The organism is Georhizobium sp. MAB10 (assembly GCF_045012825.1).
Lineage (GTDB): Bacteria > Pseudomonadota > Alphaproteobacteria > Rhizobiales > Rhizobiaceae > Georhizobium > Georhizobium profundi.
The window spans coordinates 273,899-290,686 of the sequence record NZ_CP118314.1 but is presented as its reverse complement, the minus strand read 5'-3'; the positions used below and the strand labels follow the sequence as shown (position 1 = coordinate 290,686).

At 54.2% G+C, this 16,788-nt stretch carries 12 protein-coding genes and 1 pseudogene; 6 read left to right on the top strand and 7 right to left on the bottom strand.

The window, feature by feature from the left end; all coding sequences use genetic code 11:
* Positions 1–249 precede the first annotated feature (249 nt).
* Positions 250–1,149, bottom strand: a pseudogene (locus PU133_RS01365) (YifB family Mg chelatase-like AAA ATPase); the annotation flags it as partial.
* A gap of 100 nt (positions 1,150–1,249) precedes the next feature.
* Between PU133_RS01365 and PU133_RS01360 the strand changes: the two are divergent.
* Positions 1,250–3,013, top strand: coding sequence for a recombinase family protein (locus PU133_RS01360; protein WP_404863197.1), 1,764 nt, complete (start codon positions 1,250–1,252; stop codon positions 3,011–3,013).
* Positions 3,014–3,039: 26 nt separating this feature from the next.
* On the opposite strand, the gene PU133_RS01355 is transcribed toward PU133_RS01360, so the two are convergent.
* Complete coding sequence (locus PU133_RS01355; RefSeq protein ID WP_404863196.1) at positions 3,040–3,318, bottom strand: hypothetical protein; 279 nt, start codon at positions 3,316–3,318, stop codon at positions 3,040–3,042.
* A 381-nt stretch (positions 3,319–3,699) separates the two neighbouring features.
* Between PU133_RS01355 and PU133_RS01350 the strand changes: the two genes are divergently transcribed.
* From PU133_RS01350 to PU133_RS01340, 3 genes are all read left to right on the top strand, one after another.
* Positions 3,700–4,170, top strand: coding sequence for a hypothetical protein (locus PU133_RS01350; RefSeq protein WP_404863195.1), 471 nt, complete (start codon positions 3,700–3,702; stop codon positions 4,168–4,170).
* Positions 4,171–4,754: 584 nt separating this feature from the next.
* The gene (locus tag PU133_RS01345; RefSeq protein ID WP_404863194.1) at positions 4,755–5,765 is read left to right on the top strand and encodes a hypothetical protein; all 1,011 of its coding nucleotides are present in this window, start codon (positions 4,755–4,757) and stop codon (positions 5,763–5,765) included.
* A 118-nt stretch (positions 5,766–5,883) separates the two neighbouring features.
* Entirely contained in the window at positions 5,884–8,091 is a 2,208-nt protein-coding gene (locus PU133_RS01340) for a P-loop NTPase fold protein (protein WP_404863193.1), read from the top strand.
* 385 nt (positions 8,092–8,476) lie between these two features.
* Here the strand turns inward: PU133_RS01340 and PU133_RS01335 are convergent, their stop codons facing one another.
* A complete protein-coding gene (locus tag PU133_RS01335; protein WP_404863192.1) occupies positions 8,477–9,145 on the bottom strand; it encodes a recombinase family protein in 669 nt (222 codons plus the stop codon).
* A 280-nt stretch (positions 9,146–9,425) separates the two neighbouring features.
* Here PU133_RS01335 and PU133_RS01330 point away from each other — a divergent pair, with 280 nt between their 5' ends.
* Positions 9,426–9,716, top strand: a complete 291-nt coding sequence (locus PU133_RS01330; protein WP_404863191.1) for a hypothetical protein — start codon at positions 9,426–9,428, stop codon at positions 9,714–9,716.
* A 232-nt stretch (positions 9,717–9,948) separates the two neighbouring features.
* On the opposite strand, the gene PU133_RS01325 is transcribed toward PU133_RS01330, so the two are convergent.
* Positions 9,949–12,570: a DNA polymerase gene (locus tag PU133_RS01325; RefSeq protein ID WP_404863190.1), complete on the bottom strand. Its 2,622-nt coding sequence runs from the start codon at positions 12,568–12,570 to the stop codon at positions 9,949–9,951.
* A gap of 168 nt (positions 12,571–12,738) precedes the next feature.
* Positions 12,739–13,131, bottom strand: a complete 393-nt coding sequence (locus PU133_RS01320; protein WP_404863189.1) for a hypothetical protein — start codon at positions 13,129–13,131, stop codon at positions 12,739–12,741.
* 549 nt (positions 13,132–13,680) lie between these two features.
* Here PU133_RS01320 and PU133_RS01315 point away from each other — a divergent pair.
* On the top strand, positions 13,681–14,286 hold the full coding sequence (locus tag PU133_RS01315) for a hypothetical protein (protein WP_404863188.1): 606 nt from the start codon (positions 13,681–13,683) through the stop codon (positions 14,284–14,286).
* A gap of 242 nt (positions 14,287–14,528) precedes the next feature.
* Here PU133_RS01315 and PU133_RS01310 read toward each other — a convergent pair whose 3' ends face one another.
* Together PU133_RS01310 and PU133_RS01305 are read right to left on the bottom strand one after the other, a co-directional pair.
* Entirely contained in the window at positions 14,529–14,921 is a 393-nt protein-coding gene (locus PU133_RS01310) for a hypothetical protein (RefSeq protein WP_404863187.1), read from the bottom strand.
* A 545-nt stretch (positions 14,922–15,466) separates the two neighbouring features.
* Positions 15,467–16,569, bottom strand: a protein-coding gene (locus PU133_RS01305) for an IS3 family transposase (RefSeq protein ID WP_404863186.1) whose coding sequence is annotated in 2 segments (ribosomal slippage) — positions 15,467–16,308 and positions 16,308–16,569 — 1,104 coding nt in all. Because the reading frame shifts where the segments join, the coding sequence is not laid out codon by codon here.
* Between the last annotated feature and the right edge of the window lie 219 nt (positions 16,570–16,788).

Below are 16,788 nucleotides of genomic sequence, written 5' to 3'. Positions count from 1 at the left end.
CGCAACAGCGCAAGTCGATCCTCCAAGATCTTCCCTTCTGATTGCCAACGGCAACGACCCGGTCGCTGCTCCCAGCGCAACGGAACCTTCTACCCCGCGCAGTGCAGGCTTCGACAGTGTCGAGCGCAACTCTTGCCCCTCCCTCGCCGGCGTTCTGCTCCAGCCATCGGCTGCTGGCATGCCATTTGGAAATCGGCCGCCTGGTCGTGCACCGAGCTTCGGATAAGCGACCGATCGCCCGTCAGAGGCTCAAGCAGCCATGCTCGTCCGCTCCGCCATCACCCGGTAGGAAATTGCCTCGGCCAGGTGAATGCGGCCGACTGCCGGCTTGCCATCGAGATCGGCCAGCGTGCGCGCGACCTTCAAGATCCGGTGGTAGGCGCGTGCCGAAAAGGCCATGCGTTCGGCCGCCTCCGACAGAAGCGCGCGCCCCGCGCTGTCGATCGCCGCGACGGTTTCCACCAGTGCTGTCGGACATTGTGCGTTGGCAGTCACGCCGGTAACGCCAAGTTCGCCGTAGCGATGGCGCTGCAGGTCACGCGCCCGTGCCACCCGCTCCGCAACGGTCGCGCTCGTCTCCGCGACGGTCGGGCGGATGAGATCGGCGGCTGATACGGCGGGCACGTCGATGCGGATATCGATCCTGTCCATCAGCGGGCCGGAAATCCGCGCCTGATAGTCGCCCGCGCAACGCGGACCGCGCGCGCAAACGTGGCCAGGTTCACCGGCCATGCCGCAGCGACACGGGTTCATCGCCGCCACGAGCTGAATGCGGGCCGGATAGCTGATCCGGTGGTTCGCCCGGGCGATCACGCACTGGCCCGTTTCCAATGGCTGGCGCAGACTGTCGAGCACCTGCGGCGTGAATTCCGGAAACTCGTCGAGAAACAGCACGCCATGATGGGCAAGCGACATCTCGCCCGGCCGCGCCTTGAACCCGCCGCCGACCATCGCCGCCATGGACGCCGAGTGATGCGGTGCGCGAAACGGCCGACGATCCGAAAGCTTGCCACCGGCGAGCTTCCCGGCAATCGAATGGACCATGGACACTTCCAGCAGTTCCGCAGGCGGCAGCGGCGGCAGGATCGAGGGCAGACGTTCCGCCAGCATCGACTTGCCGGACCCGGGAGGCCCGACCATCAAGACATTGAGGGCGATAAAATTCAAATCGGGATTTAATTAGTCCCATTATCAGGATATCGTGGCTATTTAAATTAATTCTGGTATGAGGTCTTAGAAAGGACCATTCATGCCATTTGCGTATTCATATGTGCGGATGTCGACGGACATCCAGCTGAAGGGTGACAGTCTTCGAAGGCAAAAAGAGGCGTCGGCACGCTATGCCAAGGCGCACGATCTGACGCTGATTGAGGGGTTCGATCTCGAAGACATTGGCGTTTCAGCCTTCCGGGGCAAGAACGCCACAGAGGGTGCGTTAAGTCGATTTTTGGCTGCAGTTGAAGAGGGTCGAATACCGAAGGGGTCGTATCTTCTGGTCGAGTCCCTCGATCGGATCAGCCGCGAAGACCCTACCGAAGCGACTACCCTGTTCCTCAAGATTTTGAAGGCGGGGATCAATATCGTGACCCTAGCTGATCAAAAGCTCTATCCTGCCGGCAAGGCCCAATTCACTGATCTGATCTATTCGATTGTGGTGATGGGCAGGGCGCACGAAGAGTCGCAAATGAAAAGTCTGCGAGTTGGCGCTGCCTGGGATAATAAGCGTCGACAAACCGACAAGAAGAAGTTGACGAAGCTGGCTCCGGCATGGGTTCAGCTGTCGGAAGACCGCACATCCTTCAGCCTGATTGACGAAAAAGCGGCGATCGTCCGACGCATTTTTGAAGATGCGTCTAACGGGTATGGGTCGTATTCCATTGCCAGACGTTTGAACGCTGAGCAAATCGCCTCGATCGGCGGAAGTGCCAGCTGGCATGCTTCTTACGTTACAAAGATCCTCTCAAACCGTGCCGTGATCGGCGAGTACCAGCCTCATCAAAAAATTGACGGCAAACGCATCCCCGTCGGAGAGGTTGTGAAGGGCTATTTTCCCTCAGTTGTGTCTGAGGAGCGCTTTTTGGCGGTTCAAGCTGGCAGACGTGCCCGAGATGTGGCGGGAGCCGGAAGGAAAGGCCCGCAGCTTCGAAATCTCTTCACCAATCTGGCTCAATGCGGGTATTGCGGCAGTCCTATGCACTTCATTAACAAGGGGCCCGGTCCGAAGGGGGGATTTTACCTTAGATGCAGTAAGGCCCTCCGAAAGGCTGGATGCGTCTCCTCAAGTTGGCCCTACGGGCATTTCGAAGAGGCCTTTCTGTCTTTCGTCGAGGAGCTGGATTTGAACGCCGTCTTGCAGTCGTCGACCGCGGAGAGCAAAAGACGGGCCCTCGGTGAAGAACTGGCCGCTCAAAGTGAGCAGCTTCATACGGTGCTCACCAAGCGCGATAGGTTGTTGGAGATGATGGCTGAGCCTGAATTTTCCACCGACGTTTTCAAGGAGCAGTATCGTTTGGTGGACCAACAGCGCGATGGCCTTCAACGAAGCATCGCTTCTATAGAGCAGTCCATCTCCGCGCTTGCTGAAGGTCCACGACTGACCGCCGAAGAATTGGCTCTACTCACGCGCGAGTTCGCTGCGTCCGATGATCCAAAGGTCGTTGAACGTCGCCAGCGCCTTCGTCAGTGGCTGCAGAGCACCGTCTCGAATTTGAAACTGTTTCCAGATGGCCCTGATGACCCCAACGTATCGCTGCCACCCCTTAATAAGGAAGCGAGCGCATTCGTTGAGGGATTGGTAGCTCGTGGGATCATTCAAAATGTCGAGCACCCCAGTTTCTCGGTCGAGTTCAAAAACGGGGAAAAGCGCTTTGTGGAAGTTACCCGAGGTCAGCCACAGATTCCTAGGATTAACAATAAGCTCGAGGATGGGCCGGATGGGATACTGATCAGGCAATCAATTGCCGATAAATCGGGCTCGAAAACTTTCGCCGATAAAAGAAAGCGATCGAATTAAACGTCGGTCGCTTTCCGGATGAGGTCCTAATTCTCGCGATATTGGTCAAGCCAACCTATGCCGCACCCGATTTGGATGCCTTTCGCGTCGTAGTTGGGCAGAAATCGACGAAAATCTGAATCCTTCCGCTGCTGACCCTTGGCACCAGGCGTTTCGAGCCAGACCTCGTGAGCACGCGCCAAAACGTCAGCAACAGTAGTGCTGGGAATGACCCAACATTTTGGCTGGTCCAGAAGCGTTTTGCCGAAGTCTATAAACGCGTAAAACAGTCCAACGGCTTTGATCGATTCATGCTTGGAGCGCATATGCCATCCGCCATCCGAACCGATATCACGACGAGCCTTGACTTGAATTGCACATAGTCTTTCCCCGATCGTGTCTGTGACTACTATGTCAGCGTTGGGTACGCCAACCGGAGCAAGAGGTTCAATCTTAGGAGCTGACACATCACATAGTGCTCGCCGGCTGCACCCAAAATCGATGAATCGGAAGTGGCCAATATAGATTACCTCTTGGTTTCTGATCTCGGACCCACGGCCCAACGCATCATTCGACAGAAATAGCGACCGCAGCTCGCGGGTGTCGAGGTCATTGCACACGGTAGTCAGTTTCAAACTTGCCGCCGATCAAAGTAGCGCTGGACTCTGAATGCAACTTGCCGTTTCATTAGCGGCAGGGGGCATTCCATGAAAAAAATATTGGTGGGAATGTTGGCCGGCCTTTTGGTTGGGTGCGCAACGACTGAGCAGGAGTTCTACAGCAACCATTCGGCCCAAAGCTTAAGCTCGCTTTGTCGAGCTCTTCAGCAGACACCGAATCCGAAATTCAGACACGATTTGACGCTTGAGTTAGCCCGTCGTGACAGAACCCCAGAAGACTGCACCAAACGAGTTGCAACAGAAAATGTAGCTCTGGCCAGCCTGGCGGTCGTGGGTGCTGCTGTGGCCATTGGTGTTGCAGCGAACAACGGCGGCTTTGGAGGCGGAAGCAGCTACTCCACACCACGTCCATATGGAGCTGCGTGGGACCAAATCGCCAGCGGCTATGGCACTCCGATTTGGAGATGTCGAGATCGCTCAAACGGTCGCTTCATCTACGACAACTACTGCAGTCACCTAATGAAAAGCGACCATACGTGGCCCGGGCTTTGGGCGTGAAGTCATGATGTATGCCGCTGAACAGCTCGCGCATCAACTCGTCGCGAGGCGGCTGCCTTCGTCAGGGCAAATACAGTCAATCCACGAGAGCACAGGCATGCAGGGAAACATCGGATCACCTGAGGTCCACGCTTAATGGTCCAACAATCGAAGCGCATTGTACGAATGAAGTATGATCCCAGCTCACGGGACGGGGATGGCGCGGAGGAGATAAATTTTGCTGATCTGGAATTCATTCCAGCGAACGATAACGGCGGCATGTCCCGGCGCCGTAGGATCTCGTGGGGCATGTGCTTCGTCGGTGTCGGATATGGAAGCTTCTTCTGGCTATTCAGCTAAAGGGTGAGTCACTGCGGCCAACGGCTCGTACTTGAGTCTCGTGTTCGCAGGCCAGCAGCGTCAATGACCGCTAAGCACCCCAATCAGCCCTTCGCACTACAGGTTGAAGCTCCTAAAGCTTCCGATCGCCCTCGGACGGGAAAATTTAGACGGGCCTTCAAACGACGCAGAGTGACACGAGGGTCGACCATTACCTTCTAACCCCCAAGTCTGCCGAACTCTCGGGGAAGAACAGGACGGGACCAATGATCCACTGGATTGAGGAGGGCGAGAAGTTCGCCTTGATTGGGCTTCAGGTTGCGACCGACAACAGTGTGTCGGACGGGCCCATAGCTGAAGGCCTTGAGGCTTACACATCCTTGAAGTTGGACATGCCGGGCCATTGGCGGGAATGGCTGGGCACAATGCGGGTCGAGGACATTGAGGCAAGTACGCTTATCCTCGTTAGCCGCCAGAAGTCGAAGACTCCAGAAATTCTTGATGCTGAGAACCAAGCGCTCGGGCGAAAGGTCGGTAGGTGGCTAACTGCGCTGCAACTTGCGTGTCCACTGCATTCTCACGAAGACCCCATTAAGGCTAGCGGCTGCTTGGTTGGTGGCAATCTTGACGTCCGCGAAGTGGGTACACTTAACCGTTTCCATGACAGCCTAATTGATCTTCGCGCTGAGGTTTCGGTGGAACATCTAGTGGATGCAGCCAGTATAGTCAGGGTGTTCGAACGCCTGATGAAGAACCCCAGCCCGCACCTTTGGAGGCTCATGAGGTGCCTTGATATCTTCCAGCAGGCAAGAACCCTTTCTGACCCCATGGACCGCATCCATCAATTCGTCCGATGTATCGAGGGCCTGCTAGCTACCACAGCCGGAAATTCGCGCCGCCTCTTTAAGAGCAGAACCGAGCTGTTTGTTGGGCCGGGTCACCACGAGGAGATGGGTGCGATTTTTGACATAAGAAGCGCGGTTGAGCATCTGCACGAGGATGAAAGCTTAGCCGAATTCGACCGAGCCAAACGCCTGGAGATTTCCAAGATGGAAGCGATGATCTCTGAATTGGCCCGCTACGTCCTCCATCGGATTTTTTCAGTGCCAGAACTGGCATTGCGGCTTGGCAGCAAGAAACGGCTGAATGATTTTTGGGCTCTCGATGAGATCAAGCGCAAAGCTATTTGGGGCGCCCCGTGCAACCTGACGTCAGCGCTCGAAGAATTTCGGGAAGACTGGATCAGCAATCGCGAATTAGGTGCGCATGAGGCTTAGCGACGGAGTTCTGGAACCCTCCCCGATACGCATGCGGGTCTTAAACTTCTCCCTGAGGCTCGTCGCACCGACGAATTTGATGCGATTAAATTGCTGAACAACCCGGAGCATGGATCACATGGATCGTGACGACCTCGTGTTCGGTGACGACGCGCCGAAGGACAATCCCTGGCAGGATGATCGGCTCGGTTTCGCGCCCTTCGCCAAGCGCATCTTCAATGTCGTCGTTCACATGAGAGCGCCGAACGGCTACGTCATTGGCCTTCATGGAAAGTGGGGTAGTGGTAAATCGACAGTCCTCAACTTCGTCGATCACTATCTGCGAAAGCACAATGAGGAGGCTGAGGTCGAAGTGGATAGGGTGACCCACATAGACTTTCGGCCTTGGAATGTCTCCGGACACCAAGATCTGATCGTAGCTTTTTTCAAGGTCCTGTCAGAAGACTTGGGACCTAAAGACAGTTGGTGGCGGCGGAAGTTCAAGGGCGTGCTCCGCTTCTTCGGCGGCACGACGGACGGGCTGGTAGACGCCGCTGCAACCGTCGCCCTGACGGTTGACCCCAGTGGAGTAGCGGCCGGCTTCGCTGGCAATCTCGCGAAGAAGTCAGTCAACAGCCTGCTAGATCGCTTCCTCGAAGACCCTTCGCTTCAGACGGCTTACAGCCACTTGCGTGAGCAGCTCAAGAACAGCGGGCGGCGTTTTCTTATCACCATTGACGATATCGACCGTTTGCAGCCCAATGAAGTCCGCGACATCATGCAGATGGTCAAGACAGTCGGCCGCCTACCCAACGTCATCTACCTATTGGCATACGACCGGGAAATTGTTTGGGAAGCATTAGACGGAACGCTGGAAGCCAAAGGCCCTCGGTATGCCGAGAAGATCGTGCAGCAAGAATTAGAGCTACCTTTGCCTTCCAGGAACGCGCTCTTCAGCATCCTCGATAACGAGATACAATTTCTGACCGGGAACACCGAGGACCGTAGCCGGTGGCAATGGATCGTTCGCGAAGGTGTTCACCGGTGGGTGCAACACCCCCGTGACGTGCTTCGTCTTTCCAACGCGGTAAAGTTCGCTTGGCCCGCACTTGCCGGTGAGTTCGACGCACAGGACCTGCTCGTCATCGAAGGGCTGCGATTATTCGATCCAATTGCATTCGATTGGATTCGTACAAACCGTGACTTCCTATTCAATGAGGGGCGATTTCTGATGAGCCGAGAAGAGGACCGAGCGTCAGTGGTCGCGGCGTTTAAAAAGAGACTGCCCGAGGAGGCGATCGATCCAGTCATGCGCTTGCTCTCGTTGCTATTTCCCTCCCATGGAAAGTTTTTTGAACGACATCACGTCGACAATGAAACGTACGTGGAAGCACACAACCGGCGTGGTCTGTCCAACCGAGCAATGTTCGACACGTACTTCGCTCTGCATCTTAGCCCGGACGCTCTTCCAGCGGCCACGTTGACGGAGGTGTTTTCCTCTGAGGATCCGGATGTCGTTTTTCACCTGATCCGACCATATGTCGACCGTCACACAACAAGGGGTAGACGGATGATCGGCGAGGTCCTTGGGGACTTTCGCTCCAAACTAAACGGTAAGAAGCCGCCGGTGCCGAAGCCAGCGTTACTCGACGCACTGTTTCGGGTAGGCGAAACGATCCACGCCATTCCGTGGAGTGGCAGCTTTGGCATGCTGGAGGGGCCCGGACAACTCCAATACCTCATCCGGGACATTCTCAAGGCTTGGGGGGCCGAAGAGGCTGGGCTAAGGCTGGTCGAAGCCTTTAAAAGTCATGGCGCGGCCATTGATGCCATCATCTACTACCAGCGCGGTCGTGAACTCGATGTCTTCCCGAACGGGGGCAATCCTCAGCCGGTGATTTCGAGGGAAACCTTCGAAGAGTTGGGAACGATTCTAGTCCAAAAAATAAGAGACTCCGCAGCTACCGGCGGCTTGGCAAGTGCCCTTGAGCTGTTTTGGATCGAGCGAGCGTGGGTGCATTTAACTGGACCAGATGAGGCCAAGGCATGGATAGCGGAAAATATTGAAAGCGGAGGCTTCGACTTCTACTCGAAGGTCGTGATGCGCCTGTCCAACGCCAGCTCTTCCGAACGTGGTATCGTTTACGTTCTCAGGGAAGCTCCTGATCCGGCGCTCTTTGATCTCGATCAATTGATCGAAATCGGGCAGCAGCTTCTTTCGGGCCGTCTCTCGGATGAACAGCGCCATCTTATTCAGCCATTTGTCGATGAGTTGGTTCGTGTGAAGGCAGGACATGCCCTTCGCTCTGTGGCTGAAGCTATTCTAGAGGATGAAGAAGATGATTAGGTTCGACGTTTTCGCCCACCGCTGCCACTCGTCTGGTGTGGGCGGCGTACATTCGCATCCAGGGTGCCTGTCCGCTTTTGACACCTAATCCGCCCTAGAAAATCTTTCGCCAGCGCTATTGGGTGGCGCTGACGTCAAGGTCTATTTCGATGTTCTTAGCCAGCGTTGAACGGCATCTTGTGACGGATGATGGTAGATTGTCTTCCCGATCCCCGACGTGGCGCCGATGGGCGTTGAAAAAATGGCGGGCTTAGCGAGTTATATGTGGAAAGTGATGTTGAGGTTGCACCTTAAATTCCAAAACAGGATCGATAGTAGCGCAGAACCAGAGCGGCTAGGATCTCAAAGTTAAGTGCGTTTAGCTCGGCGATTAATTTAGCTTGGTCTAATAAATCTGATGTAGTGTAAGGCCCAGTCGCGTTAGATAGTTTTTCACCGACTGCGGATGAGGTTGGCGATGATAAACGGTCGACCATCCCGATTGTCTCAGCTGATACGCCGCCTCTGACAATGAAGCAGCCGGTGGCAGCGACTTCAAAAGCTGAACCATTTCCTTCGCTTTTGCATCGGCGCTGGTCTTGTTCTCTGCAGCACGGGCTTTTCCGGTAGAACCCAGTTTCACGCCGCGTTGCTTTGCTGCCTGCAGAGCTGCCCGCGTCCGTATCGAAATCATTCGTCGTTCTTCTTGAGCGAGGGCTGCGAATATGTGCAGCTGAAATTCAGACGCGTGCGGCATCTCGGCGATAACAAGCGGAACCCCCTTGTCCATCATGCCCGCGATAAAGCTGACCCGCCGGGAAAATCTGTCTAGCCGCGCAATCAACAGCGAAGCCCTTCGGCTGCGGACGAGCTTAATCGCCTGCTGAAGACCGGTTCGCTCATCCTTCCTACCGGACTCGATATCGACGAATGCTCCGATCAGCGCTCCATGCTGCTCAGCAAATCGCTCAACCGATTCCCGCTGGGCTTCAAGACCGAGCCCTGATCGGCCCTGCCTTTTCGTTGAGACGCGGTAATAGGCTACAAATTCTTTCAAACATGAATGCTGGTCCATGTTTGAAGAGGTCCACTCTATCCGACGAGAGGACAACAGCAGCGGCTGTCATTCAGCATTCGTTTGAAAAGGCTGACTGCGAAGTTGTTTGCATGACAGGTATGTGGTGGCCAGCCGCTTGTCCGCTTTTATGAAGGACTTAGGAGAAGGCGGACGTTGTGTGTCGGGCACAGTTAGGGGCTGCTGACGTGCTCCCCTGAGATGTTCCTGCTTTTGGGTTACCGCAATACAATTTTCAGGGATGCAGCGCTTTCCTCATTCGGCTTCGATGGTTGGAGCAATGACCCTTCTGCAATTGCCAATATGGCTGACGAGGCTAGCGATGACCCAGTTTCGACCAAATGTTGCCGACGCAAATGAAGCGCCTTTTGGACAGCTCGATCCGGCTGTAGAACTACACCGAGTCTGGGTGAAGGCCCATGATCGCCTGTATCAGCTGAAGGTGACAGAAGCTGTTTCGATTGCTGGCGTTGGAGCCAAGTTAGAGGCCATTTGCCGATGGGGCGAGGCTTGGAAGGAGTTCCCACTGATTTTCCGTGGCCGCATATTCGATCGGCTCTTGCTGATCTGACCAGGCTTTATCAGCAAGCCGATCCAAAATAGCCTGTCCCGGCCGGCCACCGCATCCATCCCCTTTTCCAGAAGGATAAGCTTCGCGGACCCCAAAAAACCAAAATCCGTAAATGTTCTATATGGGTGAGGAGAGCAAACATTTACGGATTTTCGCTTGAGGAGACTTCGACGGAAGTCAGCTTTCTTGATGCGATTGAAGACCCATCATACGGCCCTGTCGTTCGTTGGCATCAAGGAAGATGGCTTGCGATGAAGAGTTCCGTTTCAAGCTCAGGATAGATCTCCTTCAACCTTTCCAACGACTGTCTTACTGCCTCGGTGTCCGGCGTCTGATTGGGCTTGAAAGACGTGCGTGCGTTGTCAACGTCCCTGACGAGGCAAGGGATGCCGCATTCATTCAAAACCCGAACGAATTCATTGTGCGTGATCTTCGTGGGCGACTTCGCCTTGACAACGTCAAAGCCTGCTCGGTTTTGCTTGAAAGCTTGAGACAACTGCTTTCTCAGCCTTTTGATGTCCCCATCTTTCGTCGCAATATATGTCAGATCACCGCTCGCTTTACCGGTCTTGCGAAACTGTTCAAACTGGTCGTAATCTTCGACTGTTTTCATCGACTGCGGTTTCCGTTTGAACCAGCTAGTCCAATCCTGTCTAATCGCCTGAAATTCCTCGACGGTCTCCCAAGGTTCAGTCTGGAAAGACAGATGCGTGTAGCTTGAACCGCCGAATTCGACCGTTCTGTCCTCTGGATGAACCGGCTTTCGTTTGAAATCGAATTCCATCGACAAGCGCTTTTCGACCTCACGGGAAACGAAATCGGCTTTGAAAGCGATGATGTCCTTTAGGCTGATGCCTGTTGTATATTTCTGAACTTGGTCGGGTCGACGATCAAAAAATAGTCGGACCACGCGCTCGTTTTCTTCCTCAGGTGTCTGGTCAACGCCCGATTTGATCCCTCCTTTTTGAATAACGATGTCGCCTGCTTTGCCGGACTTGAGAGTTGCTGATCCGCGGGTTCTCCAGCCAAGCGGTTGCCGGATCTCGTGCTTCACCTCAAGTGGTTCCGAAGTTTGCCCCAAGAGCTCGTCTCTAACCGCCGCAAACCGTTTGATGAGCGGCTTGTTTGCGATCGCGATGATGTCTTCATCGCTGGCATTGCTAAGAAAACCGTCCGTGGTGACACTGAATACCTGAACATTTTCGGGCAATCCGTTCATGATCTCACCCAAAAGAGCTCGGGTATAGGATGTAATGAACGATGCAAAGAATGGCTGCGTCAGCCGGCTTCGAGGCAGTTCCGCCATGTCGTCTGCCCTAAGGTCATAGACGCGTTTCTTTCGAAGGCCTTGCGCCGTTTTCCCGTAGGTGCTGTTGCCGACCTCTTTCCAGAACAGGTTTTCAAACGTGCCTTTGCCGAAATCTTTACGACGCCCGATGCAGTCGGCGATGAACGTCCCAAACACGTCCCGATCACGATCTTGAGGCACATAGACCGTGTGATTGGCGATGAGCTTTGCACCGAGATCTCGTGCGATGACGATTTCGGGAGCCGCACAGTTGGACCGTCCTTTTCGTGGGAAGATGATGCCGCTTTCCGTTCGAACGGGTAAGGTTGGATACCTCACGTTCTCGGGAAACTCGAATTCAACTGAAGCGAATCCAAGATCGTCGAGTTGGAAGCTTTCTATCGGATAATTAGTCTCTAACCGCTCCCAATCAGGTTTCCCGATCATGGCCATCACAGATGGATAGGCTGAACTGAGATCGAAGTCCCGCCAATGAGACTCATCAGCTATTCCGAAAATGAACTGCTCGTTGCGTCCTCCGTGATACGACTCCGTGATAAAGCTCTCGTGAAAATAGAGCTGTTCAATCGGGATAACTTCCCGCTTGGTTTGGTATCGCTCCGTCCGCATGTTGTAGACCGTGTGCGTCGTGTTCTCGACGCCGAGGATTTCCTCGCTGCTGAGATCGCTTTCCTCCCAGCTTTTGATGAGTAGTTGGGTCCCGAAACTGGTCAATGTGACGGGTATGGAGAAATCGTCGAAAAGCTTCTCCCACTGCTTCAAAACCTTAAAAGCATAGGCGACGCAGACCTCCGCATCCCGCAAGGCGTAGCTTTCGAACTCAGGCCATGAAGCTTGACGAAACTGCTTCATGTTTTCTTTTATCGTTCGCTCAGCACGGGGGGTGTCGGCGAGCTTGATCTTCGAAAGGCCGACAATCTCGCCTATGTCGTTTAGGGACTTGGCGTTGGCCGGGGCGAGCAAGATGGTGTCTCGTAACTTTACCTGGAAGCTCCCAACTTCCGATCCGTCGTTCGTCACAACGTCCATAGGCATGTAATTCTCGATCGACACAAACGTGTTTCGGACATTGCTGTAAAACGTTCTCGAGTCCTCGACGAACCCATCGAACATTGGCACGTCGGCGCGCGTAAAGTGCCCTATTAGATAAACATTCTCTCCTATTTGTTGGTCTGGGTATTCCTTCAAAAACTTCCCTATCGCAGCGCCAATCAGGTCACGAAGTGGCCAGCGTTCCGACGGATCGGGTATAATAATGCCAACGGTTTCGCGAAATTCATCACTGCCTTTTGACACATAACGGACGCAAAATTGGTAAGAGAGCAATTCGTTCTGGGCGCCCTCAGCGGACGCCTTGGTGTTTCCTATTGCCGAAATCGACTGATACTCTGTGTCGAAACCTATAAGCAGGCAGTCCGTCTTTGACTTCTTGCGACTTCTCTTTTTTACGCCTTTGAACGCGTTCGGTCGGATCGAAACTTCGACGATGTCTGCCGGATTCAACGATTGCCGGTAGCGGAACGTGTTTCGGGTGGATTTTTCCAAAGGGTTGGGTCCGGTCGTCTGTTCTGCTGATCGTGGTGAGCATAACCAAGGTTTTCCGTAAGCTATGCCAACTTTTAATGATCTAATGGATTGATCTCACCTCTGCCTCGCTTTTGGCTGAAACTTGTATCTGATCGCAGCAATGTTAATTGGTTCTCATCACTAAGATCACGCCGTAAACGTAAATCCATCTTTGGTCTCCAGTCCGTCGAACATGTGGTTCATGATGGCATGCGCTAAGTCAGGATCGGGAGAGCGGTCGGCAGCCGCGTTTATGATGATGTCCAATTCATCTCGCCTGGCGAAGGGTATGAAGATTTCGCCGAAGTGACGTATCCCTTGCCGCATCGCTTGCCCCACCGGCTCCTCGGTCCAGCGTTTTAGCTTATCGTCGAGCGACGGCTGCGATGTTTCGGTGTAAACGGTCGCTAGGTCTGCTTTGTCTATATCGATCTCGCGTCTATGGCTCGCCACAGCCTTCATCATCTCGACCAGCGTTTTAATGATCTTCTCGTTTTGTCCTGGCATTAGCACTTTCAATCTCCCGCTTACGAAGCTCATTCTCACAGCCGTATTTGCCGATAAAGCAAGCTCTGTGCTTCCTCCATCCAGATATCTGTGTGGGCCATCGTTTCGACGATCGCTGGCTGGTCATCTGCCTCTATCGCTCAGGCTGTAGGTTTCGGCTCGTTTGATTCTTCGTCTTCAATGGGGGGTACCTGTCGGATCGCCCTTATATTGCGAAGCCAGGGACGCGTTCATTCAGAAGGCTGCTACGCTTGTCGCCGATTTCACCGTCGAAACCATTCCGCGCGCAGGCGGTGATCGGGCCGACCCAACGTCGCCGAGCGATAATGTGACGCCACTGAAGAAGCCCTAGTCCTCCGACAACTAAATAAAGGGCCACATGCGCCGTCGAGGAGTATCCAGATGGTTGGAATGGGCGTGATTTGTGAAAATTCTGCTCCTGTTCGATTTTTGAGCAGGAGTGTTTTGCATGTCTTGAAAAGATCGAAAGTATCGAAACCAATTGAAAGTGATTAACAGAAAATGAGGATGTGCCGATGTCAGTGACATGGCGAAGCCATTCTCACGCAGTGAGAATGTTAAATGTTACATGAAGCTTATACAGATTTTGCACTGGGCAAAATTGGATCATATGCCCGTTTATACAGCTCTAAAGAAACCAAAGAGCTATTGAGAGAGAATGGTTATTTTATAACCATGATGATGGACCGTGAGAAGGTTTCAAGTGGCTCTCATAGAGCTGAAGCAGGGGTAAAAGCATGGATAGGATTTGATAGGTTCTATAAATGGACCTGTCGAACGATGTTAGGGTCTGGGTTCAACCACGTGAACAAGCGTGATCAGCAGCCGCTGGTGCTCGTTTTTTTGGATGTTGAAGGAACTGCTGATGGACGGTTCCAGGATCAGGTTCAAGGGATCCATTTCCATTCGATTTGGATCGTTCCAGACCATTTGAAGGAGCAGTTTGACGAGTGGATCATGTCGCCAGAGACACGGAACCAAGCTCGTCATAAATTCGCAATCAAGAATATGGATGTAAAACGAGTGGACGGAACGCCGCGGAAGGTTCTGTCTTATGCAGGCAAGTTTATGAAATCCGATCGTTTGATTTCACCAGTGTCGAAACTGTTCGACGTTTATCCAAAGGGACTGGCCGGGATTGATGACGGACCAATGAAGGGGGTGTGATCCGTCATCACACGTTAGTTCAGCGAGAAGTCGTCGAACGTGAGCTGTCTTACGACGACGTCTGCACGATAACGTTCAGCAAGCCCAATCAGTGCGATCGAGACATGATCTTCAGTGAAGCCGTTGGATCGAGCTTGAGTGACAGCCTGGTCGATCAGAGGACCAAGAACCCCAACGCATCGTATGACCTCGATCCGGTGGTCCTCTGACATCAATTGATCATCCATAGAGCTTCATCGCGCTCATGCCGATCCATCGGAGCTTGATGATCGCTCGGCAAAATTCGCTCTGATCGATGAGGCCAGTTCCGCAAGCTGATCATCAAAAGCACCGGTAACATTGGCAGCCTCAACACGCTCCAGTGCCACGATGACCGCATCAAGGTCGTCACAGAGGATCGCTCGCTTGCCTTTGGCCAGTTCGAGCGTGTGGCGGCCGTATTTGATCGTCAGGACGATTTTTCCGTCCTCATTCTTCCACCACCACAATCCTCTTGGCTTGCCGCCCTTGGCAGCTTGGTTCGTCCGTTCGATCTGCTTGTTGATGTTCTCGTGAAGCCGATCACGACGTTTCTGCTGCTCTGTGCGATTGGGCTTGTCGATCAGTTCAACCAATTTCATGCCAGTTAGTGCCATTTGCGCCTCCATTGGATGAGATGGGCATCCTTCGGATCGGCAGGATCGGCAACGGAACCGGAGAAGCAGCATCGGCATCCCGCGCATTCGTTGAAGCATCAACAAAGATGGATCGTTAATGGGACTGCCTTGAGCACTGGCTTGAAACGCTTGATCTCGAACCCCCAACTGTAAAACCTCATTGGTGGTAAAGCCAAAAAACAAGCCCTTCATCATAGCGGCTAATAGAGCAGCAGCTTAAATGCAAATGCTGCCAATGACTTTGGAAAAATATCTTTGCCCGAGTCGCAACGTGCGACAGCGAATGCTGCCGACGCCAGCTTCATGAAGCTAGGGCAGGCGCCAACTAGTTGGGGGTCAGATGCCCGCGATGGGGCACACTCGAAAATATCGCAGCAAATGGCGTTTCAGTTGGTCCATTCTCACAAGTTGGATATGCCGGTGACCTGAGACCCTGAACTTCCTCCAGATTTAGGTAGAGTCCGTCGATCACTTGCTCCGGTCCCATTCTCTGGACCGCCGGAAGGTAGAGTTTTCCGGCATTTTCACGATGGCGGGCTGGTGGCGCCATCGGGATTGAGCAACGAGATCGGCACCTTGTGCCCGATCGCCCCATGTGGGCGCACCTCGTTGTAGTATCTGCGCCAATCCTCCATCTTTTCGGCCGCGTCGGCAAGCGTCAGGAACCAGTGGGCGTTCAGGCACTCCGCCCGGAAGCGGCCGTTGAAGGCTTCGATGGAGGCGTTGTCGGTCGGTTTTCCCGGCCGGCTGAAGTCGAGCGTCACACCTTTCGCATAGGCCCACAGGTCGAGGTCGCGGGAGACGAACTCGGAGCCCTGGTCGACGCGGATCGTCTTCGGATAACCCACTATCGGACAGACCTGCTCCAATGCCCGGACCACGTCCTCGGCCCGGTAGCTGAACCGGGGATCGAGCACGGGCACGTAGCGGGTAAACGTGTCGACGACCGTCAGCACGCGGATCTTCTTGCCCGTCGCGAGCTGATCATGAACGAAGTCCATGGCCCAGACATCGTTCGGACCTACTGCCTCCTGGCGGTCATCCCGCAGCTTTGCCTTCACACGCCGCTTCGGCGTCTTGTTCCTGAGCTGAAGGTCCAAGTCCCTGTAAATGCGATAGGTTCGCTTCACGTTGACGTCCCATCCCTCACGCTTCAGCAGGACGTGCACACGCCGGTAGCCGTAGCGGACACGCGTCGCACAGATGTCCTTGATCCGAGCTTCGATGCCGGCCTGATCGCGGCGGCGGGACTTGTAATGATAGCTCGACGTGTCGAACTCCAGAACCCGACAGGCCCGCCTGATCGACACGTTCCACTCACCACACGTCTGCGCCACCAGCTCGCGTTTGCGACCAGGCCTCACAGTTTTCGGCGGATCACGTCCTGCAGCATCTCCTTGTCGAGCGACAGGTCGGCCACCAGCTTCCGTAGCTTGCCGTTCTCGTCCTCAAGCTGCTTCAGCCGCTTCATCTCCGTCGGCAGCAGCCCGTCATACTTTTTCTTCCAATTGAAGTAGGTCGCCTGGCTGATCCCCGCCCGGCGACAGATCTCAGCCACCGGAATCCCGTCGGCTCCCTGCTTCAAAATGAACGCCTTCTGCGCGTCCGAGAACTTCGATGCCTTCATCGTCTTCCGCTCCTCCCAGCCAAGGGATGCTAGCGCGGAAAACTCCAGTTTCGAACGATCCAGTTTTCAGGGGTCAGAGCAATAGGTCGCGTAAAGCCATGAGAGCGACTGACAGCGGCGAGCAGTTGACGAATTTAGGCTGCGGTCAGCAAAAGCTATCTGCTCCGCGTGATATCGACCGTGCGAGCGATCGCGCGCTTTGTTGCCTTTGATCGTCCC

Bases quoted from the DNA above. Each gene is read 5' to 3' on its own strand.
- PU133_RS01360 (WP_404863197.1), top strand. From the start codon at position 1,250: ATGCCATTTGCGTATTCATATGTGCGGATGTCGACGGACATCCAGCTG.
- PU133_RS01355 (WP_404863196.1), bottom strand. From the start codon at position 3,318: ATGCGCTCCAAGCATGAATCGATCAAAGCCGTTGGACTGTTTTACGCG.
- PU133_RS01350 (WP_404863195.1), top strand. From the start codon at position 3,700: ATGAAAAAAATATTGGTGGGAATGTTGGCCGGCCTTTTGGTTGGGTGC.
- PU133_RS01345 (WP_404863194.1), top strand. From the start codon at position 4,755: ATGATCCACTGGATTGAGGAGGGCGAGAAGTTCGCCTTGATTGGGCTT.
- PU133_RS01340 (WP_404863193.1), top strand. From the start codon at position 5,884: ATGGATCGTGACGACCTCGTGTTCGGTGACGACGCGCCGAAGGACAAT.
- PU133_RS01335 (WP_404863192.1), bottom strand. From the start codon at position 9,145: ATGGACCAGCATTCATGTTTGAAAGAATTTGTAGCCTATTACCGCGTC.
- PU133_RS01330 (WP_404863191.1), top strand. From the start codon at position 9,426: ATGACCCTTCTGCAATTGCCAATATGGCTGACGAGGCTAGCGATGACC.
- PU133_RS01320 (WP_404863189.1), bottom strand. From the start codon at position 13,131: ATGAGCTTCGTAAGCGGGAGATTGAAAGTGCTAATGCCAGGACAAAAC.
- PU133_RS01315 (WP_404863188.1), top strand. From the start codon at position 13,681: ATGTTACATGAAGCTTATACAGATTTTGCACTGGGCAAAATTGGATCA.
- PU133_RS01310 (WP_404863187.1), bottom strand. From the start codon at position 14,921: ATGGCACTAACTGGCATGAAATTGGTTGAACTGATCGACAAGCCCAAT.